This is a genomic window from Parvibaculum sp., assembly GCF_049671045.1.
Lineage (GTDB): Bacteria > Pseudomonadota > Alphaproteobacteria > Parvibaculales > Parvibaculaceae > Parvibaculum.
This window is the reverse complement of the sequence record NZ_JBATUH010000103.1, coordinates 1-16,499: the sequence shown is the minus strand read 5'-3', so window position 1 is coordinate 16,499 and position 16,499 is coordinate 1. Positions and strand designations below refer to the sequence as shown.

Genomic DNA, 16,499 nt, shown 5'->3' with positions numbered 1-16,499 from the left:
TGACGGCGGCAACCGCCGCGAAACGGGAGTACACATGGCCCGCGCCTCGCGCATCTTCGTCTGCCAGGCCTGTGGCGCGGTGACACCGCGCTGGGCGGGACGGTGCGAATCCTGCGGCGAATGGAACACCATCGTCGAGGAAGCGGCCGAAAGTTCCGGCGTCGGCGGCGGCCCGCAAAAGGGCGCGCGCGGCAAGGGGCGGCAGATCGAACTCGTCTCGCTTGCGGGCGAAACGGCCGATCCGCCGCGGCTCGTCACCGGCGTCGCCGAATTCGACCGCGTCTGCGGCGGCGGGCTCGTGCCCGGCTCGGCGCTGCTGGTGGGCGGCGATCCCGGCATCGGCAAGTCGACGCTTCTGCTTCAGGCCATGGCCGCGCTCGGGCGCAATGGCGCCGATGTCGTCTATATCTCGGGCGAAGAGGCGATCGCGCAGGTCCGCATGCGGGCGCGGCGCCTCGGTCTTGCGGATGCGCCGGTCCGGCTCGGCGCCGAGACGAACCTCAAGGACATTCTCTCGACGCTCGACGGCGCGAAGGCGCCCGCCGCCGTCGTCATCGATTCCATCCAGACCATGTGGACGGATGCGCTCGAATCCGCGCCCGGCACGGTGGCGCAGGTACGCGCGACCGCACAGGACCTCGTGCGCTTCGCCAAGCGGCACGGCACGGCAATCATTCTCGTCGGCCATGTGACGAAGGACGGCCAGATCGCGGGCCCGCGCGTCGTCGAGCACATGGTCGATTGCGTTCTCTATTTCGAGGGCGAGCGGGGACACCAGTTCCGCATCCTGCGCGCGGTGAAAAACCGCTTCGGACCCGCGAACGAAATCGGCGTCTTCGAAATGGGCGAGATGGGTCTTGCCGAAGTGCCGAACCCGTCCGCCCTCTTTCTCGGCGAGCGCGACGGGGAGACGAGCGGCAGCGCGGTCTTCGCGGGCATCGAGGGCACGCGGCCCGTGCTCGTCGAGATCCAGGCGCTCGTCGCGCAAAGCTCGCTCGGCACGCCGCGCCGGGCCGTGGTGGGCTGGGACACGGGACGGCTCTCCATGGTGCTCGCCGTGCTCGATGCGCGCTGCGGGCTGAGCCTTGCCGGGCAGGACGTCTATCTCAATGTCGCGGGCGGCCTGCGAATCAACGAGCCGGCGGCCGATCTTGCCGTCGCGGGCGCGCTCATCTCCTCGATTACGGGCTCCGCCCTGCCCCCCGATTGCGTCATCTTCGGCGAAATCAGCCTTTCAGGCGCGGTCCGGCCCGTGAACCAGATGGAGGCGCGGCTGAAAGAGGCCGAAAAGCTCGGCTTCCGCCGTGCTATCCTGCCCGCCTCGGCATCGCGCCAAAAACCCTCCAGCGGTCTTGAAATGACCGAAATCTCCGACCTCGCCGGTCTTGTCGCGCATCTTGCGGCGGGAAGCGCCGGCCGGCCCCGCGAGCGCAGGGCCAGCGAATTGTGATAGGATAAATGTCTCAAGGAGGGACATAGGTGACGCTATTCGACGGCATCGTCCTGGCGGTTCTTTTCATATCGAGCGTGCTCGCGCTTCTGCGCGGCTTCACCAATGAGGTTCTCTCGATCCTCGCCTGGGTGGTGGGGGCGCTCGCTGCGCTCTGGCTCTTTCCCTATGCGACACCCTTCTTCCGGAGCATGATCTCGCCGGGCTGGCTTGCCGCCGTCGTCGCGGCGCTGGCGATCTTCATTGCCGGATATGTGCTCGTTGCGGCGTTCACGATGCGCTGGGCCGACCACCTTCTCGCCCTGCACGATCAGGCCGAAATGCTCGACCGCACGCTCGGCTTCCTGTTCGGGCTCACGCGCGGGCTCTTGATCGTGACCGTCGCCTACCTATTTTTCGCGTGGCTGGTGCCGAACCCGGCCGACCAGCCGGACTGGATCAGGAATGCGAGGCTGCGGCCGCTGGTCGAATCCTCGGCATCGACGCTCTTCACTCTGGCGCCGACCGTGCCGAAAACCGCGCCCGCGCCGAACAACGAAAGCCGCGCGAAACCCGCGCCCGGCACGCTCACGCAGCCCCGGGCAGTTGCGCCCGCGCCCGATAAGCGCTATCCCGCAGCCAGCGCGCCCGCGGCAAGCCCCGCGGCAAGCAGCGGCAAATCGGGCGCTGACAGCGCGCGGGACGACGGCTATAACACCTCCGAGCGGAGGGGGCTCGACAGGCTTTTCGAGAGCACAGAGTGACCGGACCCGTTTGGGAGCGCATCGGATGAATGAACAATTATCCTTTTCCTTTCCGAATGCGGCCCGAACCATGACCCCAACCACCATCGCCGCATCGGAAAAACATGACCACGGCGGCCTGCGCCCGACCTGCATCACGGACGAAGAACTCATGGGTGACACGCTGCGCGAAGAGTGCGGCGTGTTCGGCGTTTTCGGGCACCCGGATGCGGCCGCGCTGACGGCGCTGGGGCTTCACGCGCTCCAGCATCGCGGACAGGAAGCGGCGGGCATCGTCAGCTTCGATGGCGAGCATTTTCACTCGGAGCGCCGCCTCGGCCTTGTCGGCGATCACTTCTCCAGCGGCACGGTCATGGAGCGCCTCATGGGCGACATCGCCATCGGCCATGTGCGCTATTCGACCGCGGGTGGAACGATCCTTCGCAATGTGCAGCCGCTCTTCGCCGATCTCTGGGGCGGCGGCTTTGCCATCGCGCATAACGGCAACCTGACCAACGCCATCACGCTCCGCAACGAACTCGTCCGCGCGGGCGCGATCTTCCAGTCCACCTCCGATACCGAGACGATCCTTCAGCTCATCGCCCGCAGCCAGAGCCCGCGCGTCATGGAGCGCTTCGTCGACGCGCTGCGCCAGATCGAAGGCGCCTATGCGCTCGTGGCGCTGACGCCGAAGAAACTCATCGGCGCGCGCGACCCGCTCGGCATCCGCCCGCTCATTCTCGGCGAGCTCAACGGCGCGCCCATCCTCTGCTCGGAGACGGTCGCCCTCGACATCATCGGCGCCGAATTCGTGCGCGAGATCGAGCCCGGCGAAATCGTCGTCTGCACGCGCGAGGGCATCGAATCGATCCGCCCCTTCCCGCCCCAGCGCCCGCGCCCCTGCGTCTTCGAATATATCTACTTCGCCCGGCCCGACAGCATCGTGGCGGGGCGCAGCGTCTACAATGTGCGCAAGCAGCTCGGCCGCGAGCTGGCACGGGAAAGCGCCACCGAAGCCGATGTCGTGATCCCCGTTCCCGATTCAGGCGTTCCCGCCGCGCTCGGTTTCGCGGAAGCGTCGGGCATCCCCTTCGAGCTTGGCATCATCCGCAATCACTATGTCGGCCGCACCTTCATCGAGCCGACGCAGCAGATCCGCCAGCTCGGCGTGAAGCTCAAGCACAACGCCAATCGCGCCATCGTCGAGGGCAAGCGGATCATTCTGGTCGACGACTCGGTCGTGCGCGGCACCACATCGGTCAAGATCGTGAAGATGATGTATGAGGCCGGCGCGCGCGAGGTTCACATGCGGATCGCGAGCCCGCCCATCACGCATCCCGATTTCTACGGCATCGACACGCCGGAGCGCGAGCAGCTTCTAGCCGCCAGATACGACCTCGAAGGCATGCGCGATTATATCGGCGTGGACAGCCTCGCCTTCATCTCTGTCGATGGCCTCTATCGCGCGCTTGGCTACACGCATCGCGATCAGGAACATCCGCAGTTCACGGATCATTGTTTCACGGGCGATTATCCGACGCCCCTCACCGACAAAGTCGGCGAACAACGCACGCGGCAATTGTCGCTGCTCGCCGAAATCGCCTGAAAGAAGAGAGTATGAGCGGACGGCTTAAGGACCGCCTCGCGGTCATCACCGGCGCATCGCGCGGCATCGGGCGCGCGGTCGCGCTCGGATTCGCGGCGGAAGGCGCCCATGTCATCCTCGTCGCACGCACGGTCGGCGGTCTTGAGGAAGTCGATGACGAGATCCGCAAGGTGGGCGGCAAGGCGACGCTGGTTCCGCTCGACCTGACCGACTTCGACGGCATCGACCGGCTCGGCGCGACGATCTTCGAGCGCTGGGGCAAGCTCGACATTCTCGTCGGCAATGCGGGCACGCTCGGCGTGCTGACACCGGTGAGCCATCTCGAAGTGAAGGCGTGGGACAAGCTCGTCGCGACGAACATCACGTCGAACTGGCGGCTCATGCGCTCCTTCGAGCCCCTGCTCAAGCGTTCCGATGCGGGCCGCGCCATCTTCGTGACCTCCGGTTCCGCGCACAAGGCAAAGCCCTTCTGGGGCGGCTATGCCATGAGCAAGGCGGCGCTCGAGGCGCTGGCCAGAACCTGGGCGGCGGAATGTGCGAACACGAACCTGCGCGTCAATCTGCTGAGCCCCGGCCCGGTGCGCACGGCCATGCGCAAGCAGGCGATGCCGGGCGAAGACCCTTCGGCGCTCACAAAGCCGGCCGATCTCGTGCCGCTCTTCATCGAGCTTGCCCTTCCCTCCTGCACGCGGAACGGCGAGATCGTCGAATATCAGAAGGCGAAGGCATAGAACGGCGCCGCCGCCATCCGCGGCCTCAGGCGCAGGAACCACCAGACAGCATAAGCCGGGCTTTTCGACCGGCTTATTTCTTTTCTGCGAAGGGGTTTCTGCGCGCCCGCATGAAGAGGCGGATGGGCACGGCCGGCAGGCCGAAAGTTTCGCGCAGCGAATTGATGAGGTAGCGGCGATAGGCCGTCGGCACTTCTTCGGCGCGGCTCGAAAAGACGACGAAGGTCGGCGGCCGGCTCTTCACCTGCGAGATATATTTGAGGTTGATGGCACGCCCCTTGACCGCGGGCGGCGGGTGGCGCGAAATCGCCTCCTCAAGCCAGCGATTGAGACGCGCGGTCGAGACGCGCGCATTCCAGATCGTGTGAACGCGCTCGATCTCCGGCATCAGCTTGTCGAGGCCGCGCCCCGTCAGCGCCGAGAGGGTGACGATGGGTATGCCTCGCACCTGCGGCAGAAGGCGCTCCAGCTCTTCCTTCAGCTCACGGAGCTTTGCCTGCGGATCCTCGACCGCGTCCCACTTGTTGACGACGATCAGCATCGCGCGGCCTTCCTGCTCCACGAGATCGACGATGTGGAGGTCCTGCCGCTCGAAGGGAATGCTCGCATCGAGCGTGACGGCGACGACTTCGGCAAACCGGATGGCGCGCAGCGTATCCGCTACGGAAAGCTTTTCGAGCTTCTCCGTGACGCGGGAGCGGCGGCGCATGCCGGCCGTGTCCCAGAGCTTCACGCGGCGGCCGCGCCACTCCCACTCGATGCCGATGGCGTCGCGCGTGATACCGGCCTCGGGCCCGGTCAGCATGCGGTCTTCACCGAGAAGCTGGTTCACAAGCGTCGACTTGCCGACATTCGGGCGGCCGACCACGGCGATGCGAAGCGGTGCTTCGAGGTCGGGCTCATAGGGCGCCTCGGGATCGAAGCGGCTGGCGGCCTCGTCGTCGGAGGCGAGCGCATCCTCGACGGCGCGTTCGCGCTCCTCCTCGGCGATGCTGTCCGCGAAGGGCTGGATCGCTTCATAAAGCGTGGCGAGCCCTTCGCCATGTTCGGCCGAGAGCGGAACGGGCGCGCCGAGGCCGAGCTCGAAGGCTTCCATGCGCCCCGCCTCGCCTGCCCCGCCCTCGCATTTATTCGCGACAAGGATCACCGGCGTCGGCGACTTTCGGAGGATCTGCGCAAAGCGCTTGTCGAGCGGCGTAACGCCCGCGCGCGCATCCATGAGCAGGAGGCAGACATCGGCCTCGGCAATCGCCGCATCGGTCTGGCGGCGCATGCGCGCTTCGAGACTGTCGCCCGTCGCCTCCTCAAGTCCTGCCGTGTCGATCACGGTGAAGGTCAGGTCGCCGAGACGGCCCTCGCCTTCGCGCCGGTCGCGCGTGACGCCCGGCGTATCGTCGACAAGAGCGAGTTTCTTGCCGACGAGCCGATTGAAGAGAGTGGACTTGCCCACATTGGGCCGCCCCACAATAGCAACCTTGAATGACACGGCCTGCGGCCCTTTTTATGCGACCGGACGCGCGATTGCGGCTCAGCGCAGCGCGACCAGATCGGCGTCGTCGGTCAGAATATAGACCGTACCGTTGGCGACGATGGGCGCGATGAGCGTCTTGCCCGGAAGCTCGACCTGCCCCTTGATCTCGCCGGTATAGGGCGAGAGGGAGATGGCCTTGCCCGTGGTCGAGACGAGTACGAGGCGGTCGCTCACCAGGATCGGCCCGCTCCACTCGATCGGGTCTTCCTTGTCCTCCGGGTCCTCATAGCGATCGAGCTTGGTCAGCCAGTGAATGCGCCCGTCGCGGCGCGAGATGGCAATGACTTCCTGGTCGGTCGAGACGACGAAAATATACTCACCCGCCACCCAGGGCGTCTGCACGCCCGCAATATCCCTCGTCCAGACGCGCTCGCCGGTTCTCAGGTCGATCGAGACCATGCGGCCCGAATGGCTGATGGCGAAGACGCGGTCACGGTCGATGACAGGCCGGCCGGCGATGTCATTGAGCTCGGAAAGCGAGGTGAGATTGCCGGTGCGGGTGAGCGAATCCGACCAGAGCACGGCACCGTTCTCGACGCGGAGCGCGAAGAGTTCGCCCGAGGAATAGGGAACGATGACGATGGAGCCCGCAACGGCCGGGCTCGTCGCCGCCAGAATGCCCGCGCTCTCCGTGATGCCGCGATGGCGCCAGAGGATCTGGCCGTTCTCCTCGGCGAAGCAGATGAGCTGGTTGTCGGAGGTCACCGCGAAAACGCGGCCGCCATTGGCCGTGGGCGAGGCGCGGAAGGGCACGGCCGCATCCGCTGTCCAGAGGATGGCGCCGGTCGCCGGGTTCAGCGCATGCACCTTGCCGAAGCCCGTGGCGGCAAAGAGTTTGCCGTTGTCATATGCGACGCCGCCGCCGCGCGCCTTGTAGGAATCCTGATCCTCGGGCGTGACGTCCTGCTTCCAGAGCTGCTTGCCCGATTTCGCATCGAAGGCGCGGATGGTCGCGCGCGAGTCGAGCACGAAGACCTTGCCATCCGCGACGATCGGCGTGGCGACGAGACGGGCCGCCCGGCTCGAGCCGGAACCGGCGCTGACGCTCCACGCCCTGTCGAGCTTGCCCGGCGCTTCGAGGTGGTACATGGCGTTGTCCGCCGTGCCGCCCGGCTGCGTCCATTCGCTATTCTCGTAAGCCTGCGGCAGCTCGATCTGCGTTTCCTTCGCTTCCGGGTCGACCTCGAGCTTTGTCTCGAGCTCCATCACCGAGAGCCGCTTGCCCGGAAGCTTTGGCTTCTGAGCAGAGGAGAACATATCGCCCACCGTGTCGCAGCCGGCGAGCCCCAGGGCCGCGATGGCGACAACCGCAAAGCCCGCCGCCCTGAGCGCCGCCCGAAGGCCCGAAGGTTTCACATCCACGCCCGTAGCCATCAAGGTCACTCCGCCTTCGGGTTCGCGGCCGCTTCGGCGGGCGCTGCGTTGCTGGTTTCAGCCTTGGCGCCTGCCGCGGCGGGCTTGGCCTCCTCCGGCTTCGTCTCGGATTTCGCCTCCGGGCGCGGCAGATGCGGCGCGATCACCGCCTGCATCACATGCGCGCGGTCGCGCAGCCCGGCGGATGCCTCGCTGTCGCCGACGATGGCGTCGAAATAGGCGCCCGCTTCGGCATATTTTCCGGCCTTCCACGCCGCAAGGCCGAGAATCTCGCGCGCATTGTTGCGCCAGGCATTGCCGGCCACATCGACCGAACCGAGCCGCGCCTTCATGTCGTCATAGGTCGACTGGTCGAGAAGCAGCAGCGCGGCCTTGACCCGCGCCATGTCGCGGAAAACGTCCGGCGCGGACGATCTCGCGGCAAGGGTGTCATAGACCGCCACGGCGCCCTTCGTATCGCCCGCATCGACGAGCAGCCCCGCCTGACGCAGCCGGGCGAGCGCGGCATAGCCCGAGGGTGCGTGCTCGGCGAACTCGCCAAAGGCGGCCGCGGCTTCCGCCGGCTTCTCCCCCTCGGCCTTGGTGATCAGTTCGCTATAGGTTGCGGAGGCAGCCGCGCTCTTCGATCGCTCCCACGCCCGCCAGCCGACAATGGCCGCCGCTACAAGGACGATGCCGACGGCGAGGCCGACCAGGTAGATGCCGTATTTTTCCCAGAGCTTGTTGAGCTGGTCGCGGCGAATGTCTTCTTCGATTTCACGGAAGAGATCGGTCAAGAGCGCACTCCAAGGGATGACCAGGATAGCGCAGGAAAGCGTTGCACCCCATCGGGGCGCGGCGACCTCCCCCGCACCTGCTCAGGCAGGCCGCGTAAAATAGCCCGCGCGCCCGGAGATGGCAAACGCCAACCGGCAGGAAAACAGCGCAAACGCCTGTTCTTATTTTACTTTTTTCATGCCGTAGGTGTTCTCGACCGCCGGGAAGGTCCGCGCCCGTACCTCGCGGGCATAGGCCTCCGCGGCACCGGCGATCTGGGCGCCGAGAGTCGCGAACTCCTTGACGAATTTGGGCGGCTTGGGCGAGAGGCCCAACATGTCCTCGAGAACGAGGATCTGCCCGTCGCAGGCCGGCGAGGCGCCGATGCCGATGGTCGGAATGTCGATCTCGCTCGTGATCTTCGCGGCGAGCGGCTCCGCCATGCCCTCGAGCACGACGGCGAAGGCGCCGGCTTCCGCAACGGCTGCCGCATCTTCCTCGATCGCGCCCCACTCTTCCTCGACGCGGCCCTGCGTCTTGAAGCCGCCCATGACCTGGATCGACTGCGGCGTCAGGCCGATATGCGCGACGACGGGAATGCCGCGCTCGATCAGATAGCGGATCGTCGGCGCGAGGCGCTTGCCGCCTTCGAGCTTCACCGCCGTGCAGCCCGTCTCCTTGATGATGCGGACGGCATTGCGGAACGCCACTTCCGGGCTTTCCTCATAACTGCCGAAGGGCATGTCGACGACGACGAGCGCGCGATCCGTGCCGCGCACGACGGCCGCGCCATGGGCGATCATCATGTCGAGGGTGACGCCCAGCGTCGTCTCCATGCCGTACATGACCATGCCGAGCGAGTCGCCGACGAGGATCATGTCGACATAGGGGTCGATATAGCGCGCCGTGTGCGCGTGATAGGAGGTCAGGCTGACGATGGGATCGCCGCCCTTGCGCGCACGAAGTTCCGGAACGGTGATGCGCTTGATCTTCGCCTGTACCGACATGTCGGATCATCCTTACTCATGGGCCTCGCCACATATGGGAGCGAGCGCCGGGAATATCGAGGCGGCCGGACGCCGCAGCGAAAAGAGCTTACAAAACAAGCTCTTAGGTGCCCACTGGCACCGTTCCTGATCCTTGCGAGCCGGACCTTAGCGGAGAGGAAGCGCTAATTCAACGGTGCATCGGGGCCTTCGAGATCGAAGGCGAGCGTTCCCGGCGGACCGATGAGTTCCCGATAGGCGATGGAGATGACCGCGACATTGACGATCATGAAGAAGACGCCCACCAGCGCCCCGAGGACGAGGAGGATGACACCCGGCAGCCCGAGCGCGAGGACGACGCTCGTGCCGACGAAGATGACGAGCACGAGCGGCAGGCTCGCCAAAATCACAAGCGAGAGCAGGCGCCAGAAATTGCCGCGCGTACGCTCGAGAATGAGGCGCGCATTGATCGGCTCGTCGACGGCGACAGCGGGCAGAAGAAGCAGCAGGCGGACAAAATAGTAGAGGCCGACCATCAGCACGATGAGGCCGAGAAAGCCCAGAAGCGATGCCGATGTGCCGAGCGACGGGTCGTTGAGGGCTGCCGTCATCGATGCGATGAGAATGCCCGGCAGCGCGAGCAGGCTGAGAAAGATCGAAACGACGAGGAAGCGCGCCTCGCGCCTGCCGAAATGGAGAATGAAGCGCCCCGGCGTCGCGTCGCCGACGAGAATGAAGCGATGCCAGGCGACGGCGATGATCGGCCAGAGAAAGAACACCGCAAGATCGCAGAGAAGACGCAGGCCCGGATTGCCCTCGCTGCCGAGCGCGCCCGAGACGAGCGCAACGGCGATATAGAGCAGGCCCGGAAGCCAGATCAGCCTGACCATTTCGCCGAAATGCGTCCACCCGCCCTGATAGGCTTCGCGCGTAATGGCGAAGACATCGAGCTTTCGCGGGTCCGCGGGATGATCCATCAGATCGATCATCGCATCCCTCCCCCCTGCTGCGCCTGCTTCGCCCGCTTGGCATCGAGCGCCAGAATGTGATCCTGATAGTCGCGATTGGCGGGATCGAGGGACAGCGCCTGCATGTAGTCGCGGCGCGCGGAATCGAACCGGCTCTGCGCTTCATAGACCGCGCCGCGCACGAAATAGGAGGCCGGGCGCTTCCCGTCGAGCTTCACGGCCATGTTGGCATCGTCCAGAGCCCGATCAAGCTCGCCAATGTCGCGCAGCGCGTTCGCCCGGTTGGCATAGATCATCGCATCCTTGGGCGCGTGCTTCAGCGCCATGCTGTAATCGACGATGGAGCGACGCGACTGGCCGAGATTGCGAAGGGCGACGCCGCGATTGATGAAGGCGGCGACGAGATCTTCCGTGGGAAGCTTGCCGGACTCGATCGCCCTGCTGCAGTAATCGACAGCCGCCTTGTCGTTGCCCGTGCTGAACTGCTCATAGCAGAGCGTATTGTCGTCGATCGCATCCGCATGGGCGGCGACCGGCGACAGGACAATCACGACAAGGCTGAAAAAAACGAAACCCTTCATCCGGCTCCTCCGATGGAACGGATGAAGGGTAGCGTTGTTCGGCCCCGGAGGGAACGGGGGCGATGCTGAACGGCTATGTCCGGCCCTCGGGCCAAACGTCACTTCACCGCCAGGCGGCGAAATATCCGCACCTTCAGGTGGTCGAGGATGAAGAGATACACGGCGACCACGAGCAGCAGCGGCACGATCAGCGTGAGGCTGACCGGCGCCATGAGGATGCCCGTGGCGGCCATCGCGGTCACAACCACAAGATCGGCCAGCGAGCTTGCGACCAGCCACCGGCTCGGTCGGGACCGCCAGAACGGACCGCGTTCGCGCACCAGATAGACATTGCCCTGCCCGGTTGCGACCAGCATGACGAAAACCAGCGTCTGCAATTCGGCGAGCTTCAGCCCGAGCGCATCGCGGCCGACGAAGAAGACGGCGAAGGAGAGGACCAGCACCAATGCCGCGAGCACGCTGCCGATCAGCATCAGTGTGCGCACATTCCACCTGTCCGGGCGCTGCGAGTAGCCGACATGGTCGGTCGCGATGGACATGGTCACGAGATCGTTGGTGAACAGCATGAGCACGATCAGCAGCGGCGTAATCACAAAGGTATTGGTGATGATGACGCCGATGGTCAGGAAGATCGCGACCTCCAGCGTCTTCATGATCTTGTTGATCGTATAGGTGAGCATCCGCTGATAGATCCGCCGGCTGATCTGAACCGTGGTCAGCGCGTCCACGAGGCCAGGCGAAGTGAGCACGACGCCCGCGGCCGCGCGGGCGACATCGGTGGCGCTGGAGACGGCGATGCCTACATCGGCCTGCTTCAGCGCGGGCGCGTCATTGACGCCGTCGCCCGTCATTCCCACGACGTGACCGGCCTTCTGAAGTAGCCGGATCAGCCTGATCTTGTGTTCCGGAAAGACGCGCGCATAGACGCCATAGTCAAGCGCGTGCCCGCCATCGATATGGTCGAGCGCATCGGCGGGCGCGAGCGGCCCATCCACGCCGACGCGCCCGGCAATGGCGCGCGCGGTGGCGCCATTGTCGCCCGTCACCATCACCACGCGAATTCCGAGATCCTTGAGGCCCTTCACCAAAGCCGCGGAATCGGCACGCGGCGGATCTTCGAGCGCGATCAGGCCGGAGAGACGCAAGCTCGCGCGATTGTCGCCATGAGCGACCGCGAGGACGCGCGCTCCCGACGCTGCCAAGCCGTCGGCCGCCTCCACGACTTCGGGCCCCGCGCCGATCAATGCGGCGACGGCCTGGGGAGCGCCTTTCACGACCCAGAGCTCGCCGCCAGCCTGCCGGTAGGAGCCGAGCGAATAGCGCGTCGCCGGGTCGAAGGGAACGAAGCTGAGCCGGGGCGGCAGGCCGGCGCGCGCGCCGCGCTCTTCCGCCGCGGTCAAAATGGCCAGATCAATCGGGTCCTGCGTCGCCGGATCGCAGGCGAGCACCGCGAACTTCAGGAGATCCTCGTCCGACGTCGCGGCGAAGCCCCGGGTCGCGGTCAGCTTCAGGCGGTTCTCGGTCAGGGTGCCCGTCTTGTCCGTGCACAGAACATCCATTCCCGCCGCCTCCTCGATTGCGGAGAGACGGGTGAGCAGCACACCGGACCGCGCGAGCTCCGCCGCGCCAAGGGCCGTCGCCAGAGTGAAGGTCGCCGGAAGCGCGACGGGGACGGACGCCACCAGAAGGATCAGGGCGAACGGCAACACATCCCGCAGCGGAAGATCGGCCCGGGCGGCATAGACCAGCAGGGCCGCGATCAGCATCGCGTCGATGGCAATGAGAACGCGGACGATCTTGAAGATCGTTACCGCCAGATGGCTCGTCGAGCGGGCCGTCCGGACCAGTTCGGCCGTCTTGCCGAAATAGGTCCGCTGGCCGGTGGCCGTGACCTCGCCTGTGGCTTCTCCGCGCCTGACCACCGAAGCGGCATAGGCCATCGCGCCCGCGCCAGCTTCGACGGCCACGGATTCCCCCGTCAGCGCGGACTGGTCGAGCAGGACCTCGCCCTCGACGATCCGGACATCCGCGGGCGAGAGATCGCCCATGCGCAGATGGACCACGTCGCCGGGGACGAGGCCCGCTGAGGCCGTGGTGTGCCAGACCCCGTCACGAAGCACGCGAGCCGTGGCCGTCAGCTGATGGCGCAGCAGCTCGAGCGCCTTGCCCGCGCGGCCTTCCTCGAAGAAGCTGATGCCTGCGTTGATGGTGAGAAGCGCTGCGATGACAGCCGCTTCTCCGCCCTTCCCCAGCAAGAGCTGAAGCAGAATGGTCGCTTCGAGCATCCATGGGATCGGTCCCCAGAATTTGCCCAGAAGCGTGACCAGCGGGTGGCTCCGCTGCTCGGGGATTTCATTCGGCCCGAACTGATCGAGACGACGCCGCGCCTCCGCTCCAGTCAGGCCGCGCAAGTTCGGGCCAGGCAGTCCCTGGCCCTGCTGCGCGTCTCGCGACACCTGATCCATGCTGTGCGGACACCGCCGCGGCCAAACCAGGACCGCTGCAGGGCGCGCCGAAAGACGCCGCACCGAACATGACGATCAGAATTCGGCTGAGGCTCACTGTTGATTCCGTAGAACCGTGAACTTCAGCCCTTCAGCGCGGCCCCGCATTGATATGGATCAATGGCGCCGTCCTCACTCCCACTCAATCGTTCCCGGCGGCTTCGAGGTCACGTCATAGACGACGCGGTTGATGCCGCGCACCTCGTTGATGATCCGTGTCGAGACATGGCTGAGGAAGTCGTGGCTGAACGGGTAGTAATCGGCCGTCATGCCATCGGTCGATGTCACGGCGCGGAGCGCGCAGACATAGTCATAGGTGCGCTCGTCGCCCATCACGCCGACAGTGCGGACGGGAAGCAGCACGGCAAAAGCTTGCCAGATTTCATTGTAGAGACCGGCGCGGCGGATCTCCTCCAGATAGACCGTGTCGGCCTTGCGGAGAATATCGAGCTTTTCGCGCGTGATCTCGCCCGGCACGCGGATGGCAAGGCCGGGTCCGGGGAACGGATGGCGACCGACGAATTCCTCCGGCAGACCAAGCTCGCGGCCAAGCTCGCGCACCTCGTCCTTGAAGAGTTCGCGCAACGGCTCCACGAGCTTCATGTTCATGCGCTCGGGCAGGCCGCCGACATTGTGATGGCTCTTGATCGTCACCGACGGGCCGCCGATGAAGGACACGCTTTCGATGACGTCGGGATAGAGCGTGCCTTGCGCGAGGAAGGAGGCGCCGCCGATCTTCTTCGCTTCCGCCTCGAAGACGTCGATGAAGGTCGCGCCGATGATCTTGCGCTTGCGCTCGGGATCGCTCACGCCATCGAGCTTGGAGAGGAAGAGATCGCTCGCATCCACATGCACGAGCGGAATGTTGTAGTGGTGGCGGAAGAGGTTCACCACCTGCTCGGCCTCGCCGGCCCGCATGAGGCCTGTATCGACGAAGACGCATTGGAGTTGGTCGCCGATCGCCTCATGCAGAAGCACGGCGACGACGGAAGAATCGACGCCGCCCGAAAGACCGCAGATCACCTTGCCGTCGCCGACCTGCGCGCGGATCTTGGCGATCTCCGTTTCGCGGAAGGCGGCCATGGTCCAGTCGCCGGTGCAGCCGCAGATCCGATGCGTGAAGTTGCGCAGCATGTCGCGGCCGCGCGGCGTGTGCGCGACTTCTGGATGGAACTGCACGCCATAGAAGCGCCGCTTCTCGTCGGCAATGGCGGCGAAGGGCGCGTTGCGGCTCACCGCCACGACCTTGAAGCCCGGCGGAATCTCGATGACGCGGTCGCCATGGCTCATCCAGACCGGCTCCTGCTCATCGACGGAGAGAAGCCCCTCGAAGAGCGCGCAATCCTCCGTGACGCTGATGACGGCGCGGCCGAATTCGCGGTGGTCGGAGCTTTCGACCTTGCCGCCGAGCTGGGCGCACATGGTCTGCTCGCCATAGCAGATGCCGAGGACCGGAACCCCGCAGGTGAAGACCCAGTCGTCAGCGCGCGGCGAGCCTATGCCGGTCGTGCTGGCGGGGCCGCCCGAGAGGATGATGCCCTTCGGCCTGAAGCTCTCCAGAAGCCCTTGCGTCTTGTTGAAAGGGACGATCTCGCAATAGACGCCGCTTTCGCGAATGCGCCGGGCGATGAGCTGGGTGACCTGGCTGCCGAAATCAATGATGAGGATGCGATCGGTCATGGTCCGTCTAAGGATTGTTTTTCGGAGTGGGCGCCGGTGTCGGCAATTGGCTGGCGGCGGCGGCATTGGGTCCGGCCTCGAGCGCGCGAGAAAGTTCCTTCGTCTGTTCGCAGGCCGGACAAGCGACGGTGAGTATGCGCAGCCTGTCGCGCGCCTCGGCCGCCTTTCCATCGGCGAGGTCGAGGCGGCCAACGCCAAGCAGGGCGTCGGGTTCCGTCGGCTCGACCTCGAGCGCGAAGTTGAAATATTTGCGCGCCGTGGCCGCTTCGCCCTTTGCCGCATAAAGAAGGCCGAGCCTGCTCAGCGCATGGGCGTTTGCGGGGTCGGCCACGATGGCTTCCTCGAAAAGGCGCCGGGCGCGCGCCGTGTCTCCCGCATCGCTGGCGGCGACACCCTTGCTTGCGAGCGAAACGGAGGCCCTCTGCATCTCCGCGTTCACAGCATGCGCGCTAGCGGGCGCCGCGAATGCGAGCAGTAGCGCCATTATGCAAGCGTGGCGGAGGGAAGCGGCCGTCATCCGTGGGGGCCTCGCGGGAAACCTTCGCCCGGTAGACCATCCCTGCCCCGTGGCGTCAAGCCCGCAGCTCTGCCGTCCCAGCCGGGTCATCGGCGCCTCTCCATGACCGCGATGAAGAAGCCGTCGGTCCCCGTCGAGGCAGGCGAGAGACGCAGCGCCTCGCCCTCGGCGGCAGGCGGCCGCGGGAGATCCTCGGGCCAGAGAGCGGCCCATGGACGCGCCGCGAAATCGGGATGCGAGGCGAGAAAGCCCGCGACCTGATCCTCGTTCTCGCAAGGCAGCAACGAGCAGGTGACATAGACGAGGCGTCCGCCCGGCCGGACGAGCGCCGCCCCGCGCGCAAGCACCTCGCGCTGGATCGCCCTGTAGCTTTCGAGAAGCTCCGGGGTGAGTCGCCAGCGGGCATCGGGGCTGCGGCGCCAGGCGCCCGAGCCGCTGCAGGGCGCATCGACAAGCACGCAATCGGCGCGGCCCGCGAGATCGGAAAATTCGGCATCGGGCGCGGCGGGCATTGCGAGCGGGCCGATGAAGCGCGTCTGGATATTGCGCGCGCCTGCGCGCTGTGCGCGCGGCATCAGCTTGCCGAGGCGGCGGCGATCCGTGTCGCAGGCGTGGATCTGGCCGCGATTGGCCATGAGGCTTGCAAGGGCGAGAGACTTGCCCCCGCCGCCCGCGCAGAGATCGACGATCTGTTCGCCGGGCCTCGCACCCGTCAGCAGGCAGGCAAGCTGCGAGCCTTCGTCCTGCACCTCGATGAGCCCGTCGCGAAAGGCGCCAAGGCCCGGAATATTGGCGCGGCCCAGAAGACGCAGCCCCCAGGGCGAATGGGGCGTGGGCTCCGTCTCGACATTTTCGGCCGCGAGCGCCTCTCGCGCCGCCTCGCGGCCCGACTTCAGCAGGTTGACGCGAAGGTCGGTCGGCGCCCGCTCCATGAGGGCCGCCATTTCGCGCTCGAGGCTCGCGCCATAAGCGCGCTCGAATTCGGCGTGGAGCCATTCGGGATAGTTGAGGCGCAAATGAGCGGGCGCATCGCTTCTGGGAAGCTCCGCCGCGCGCAGGGCGGCCGCCTCCTCCGGGCCGAGCGGCGCGGGTG

General features: G+C 66.1%; 14 protein-coding genes. 4 read left to right on the top strand and 10 right to left on the bottom strand.

What is annotated here, in order from left to right:
• Positions 1-34: 34 nt before the first annotated feature.
• The 4 genes from radA to WBG82_RS11545 all read left to right on the top strand — a co-directional run bounded on the left by radA (position 35) and on the right by WBG82_RS11545 (position 4,509).
• On the top strand, positions 35-1,450 hold the full coding sequence (gene radA, locus WBG82_RS11560; RefSeq protein WP_424424675.1) for a DNA repair protein RadA: 1,416 nt from the start codon (positions 35-37) through the stop codon (positions 1,448-1,450).
• Positions 1,451-1,479: 29 nt separating this feature from the next.
• Positions 1,480-2,193, top strand: a complete 714-nt coding sequence (locus WBG82_RS11555) for a CvpA family protein (RefSeq protein ID WP_424424674.1) — start codon at positions 1,480-1,482, stop codon at positions 2,191-2,193.
• 151 nt (positions 2,194-2,344) lie between these two features.
• Positions 2,345-3,778 carry an amidophosphoribosyltransferase gene (purF, locus tag WBG82_RS11550; RefSeq protein WP_324301316.1) on the top strand — a complete coding sequence of 478 codons (1,434 nt, stop codon included), beginning with the start codon at positions 2,345-2,347 and terminating at the stop codon, positions 3,776-3,778.
• Positions 3,779-3,789: 11 nt separating this feature from the next.
• Positions 3,790-4,509 carry an SDR family NAD(P)-dependent oxidoreductase gene (locus tag WBG82_RS11545; protein ID WP_424424673.1) on the top strand — a complete coding sequence of 240 codons (720 nt, stop codon included), beginning with the start codon at positions 3,790-3,792 and terminating at the stop codon, positions 4,507-4,509.
• A 73-nt stretch (positions 4,510-4,582) separates the two neighbouring features.
• Here the strand turns inward: WBG82_RS11545 and der are convergent, their stop codons facing one another.
• From der to WBG82_RS11495, 10 genes are all read right to left on the bottom strand, one after another.
• Positions 4,583-5,995, bottom strand: coding sequence for a ribosome biogenesis GTPase Der (der, locus tag WBG82_RS11540; RefSeq protein WP_424424672.1), 1,413 nt, complete (start codon positions 5,993-5,995; stop codon positions 4,583-4,585).
• A gap of 42 nt (positions 5,996-6,037) precedes the next feature.
• Positions 6,038-7,414, bottom strand: a complete 1,377-nt coding sequence (locus WBG82_RS11535; protein WP_424424671.1) for a PQQ-binding-like beta-propeller repeat protein — start codon at positions 7,412-7,414, stop codon at positions 6,038-6,040.
• 5 nt (positions 7,415-7,419) lie between these two features.
• A complete protein-coding gene (locus WBG82_RS11530) occupies positions 7,420-8,190 on the bottom strand; it encodes a tetratricopeptide repeat protein (protein WP_424424670.1) in 771 nt (256 codons plus the stop codon).
• A 162-nt stretch (positions 8,191-8,352) separates the two neighbouring features.
• The gene (gene panB / locus WBG82_RS11525) at positions 8,353-9,177 is read right to left on the bottom strand and encodes a 3-methyl-2-oxobutanoate hydroxymethyltransferase (protein WP_424424669.1); all 825 of its coding nucleotides are present in this window, start codon (positions 9,175-9,177) and stop codon (positions 8,353-8,355) included.
• Positions 9,178-9,341: 164 nt separating this feature from the next.
• Positions 9,342-10,145 (bottom strand): hypothetical protein, encoded by an 804-nt coding sequence (locus tag WBG82_RS11520; protein ID WP_424424668.1) that lies wholly within the window; start codon positions 10,143-10,145, stop codon positions 9,342-9,344.
• Positions 10,142-10,705: a tetratricopeptide repeat protein gene (locus WBG82_RS11515; protein WP_424424667.1), complete on the bottom strand. Its 564-nt coding sequence runs from the start codon at positions 10,703-10,705 to the stop codon at positions 10,142-10,144. The genes WBG82_RS11520 and WBG82_RS11515 overlap by 4 nt, the downstream gene beginning before the upstream one ends.
• 98 nt (positions 10,706-10,803) lie before the next feature.
• Positions 10,804-13,161 carry a plasma-membrane proton-efflux P-type ATPase gene (locus WBG82_RS11510; RefSeq protein WP_424424666.1) on the bottom strand — a complete coding sequence of 786 codons (2,358 nt, stop codon included), beginning with the start codon at positions 13,159-13,161 and terminating at the stop codon, positions 10,804-10,806.
• Between the two features lie 180 nt (positions 13,162-13,341).
• Complete coding sequence (guaA, locus tag WBG82_RS11505; RefSeq protein WP_424424665.1) at positions 13,342-14,889, bottom strand: glutamine-hydrolyzing GMP synthase; 1,548 nt, start codon at positions 14,887-14,889, stop codon at positions 13,342-13,344.
• A gap of 7 nt (positions 14,890-14,896) precedes the next feature.
• A complete protein-coding gene (locus WBG82_RS11500) occupies positions 14,897-15,316 on the bottom strand; it encodes a tetratricopeptide repeat protein (RefSeq protein WP_424424664.1) in 420 nt (139 codons plus the stop codon).
• A gap of 176 nt (positions 15,317-15,492) precedes the next feature.
• Positions 15,493-16,499: RsmB/NOP family class I SAM-dependent RNA methyltransferase (locus tag WBG82_RS11495; RefSeq protein ID WP_424424663.1), on the bottom strand; the 1,007-nt coding region annotated here is incomplete at its 5' end.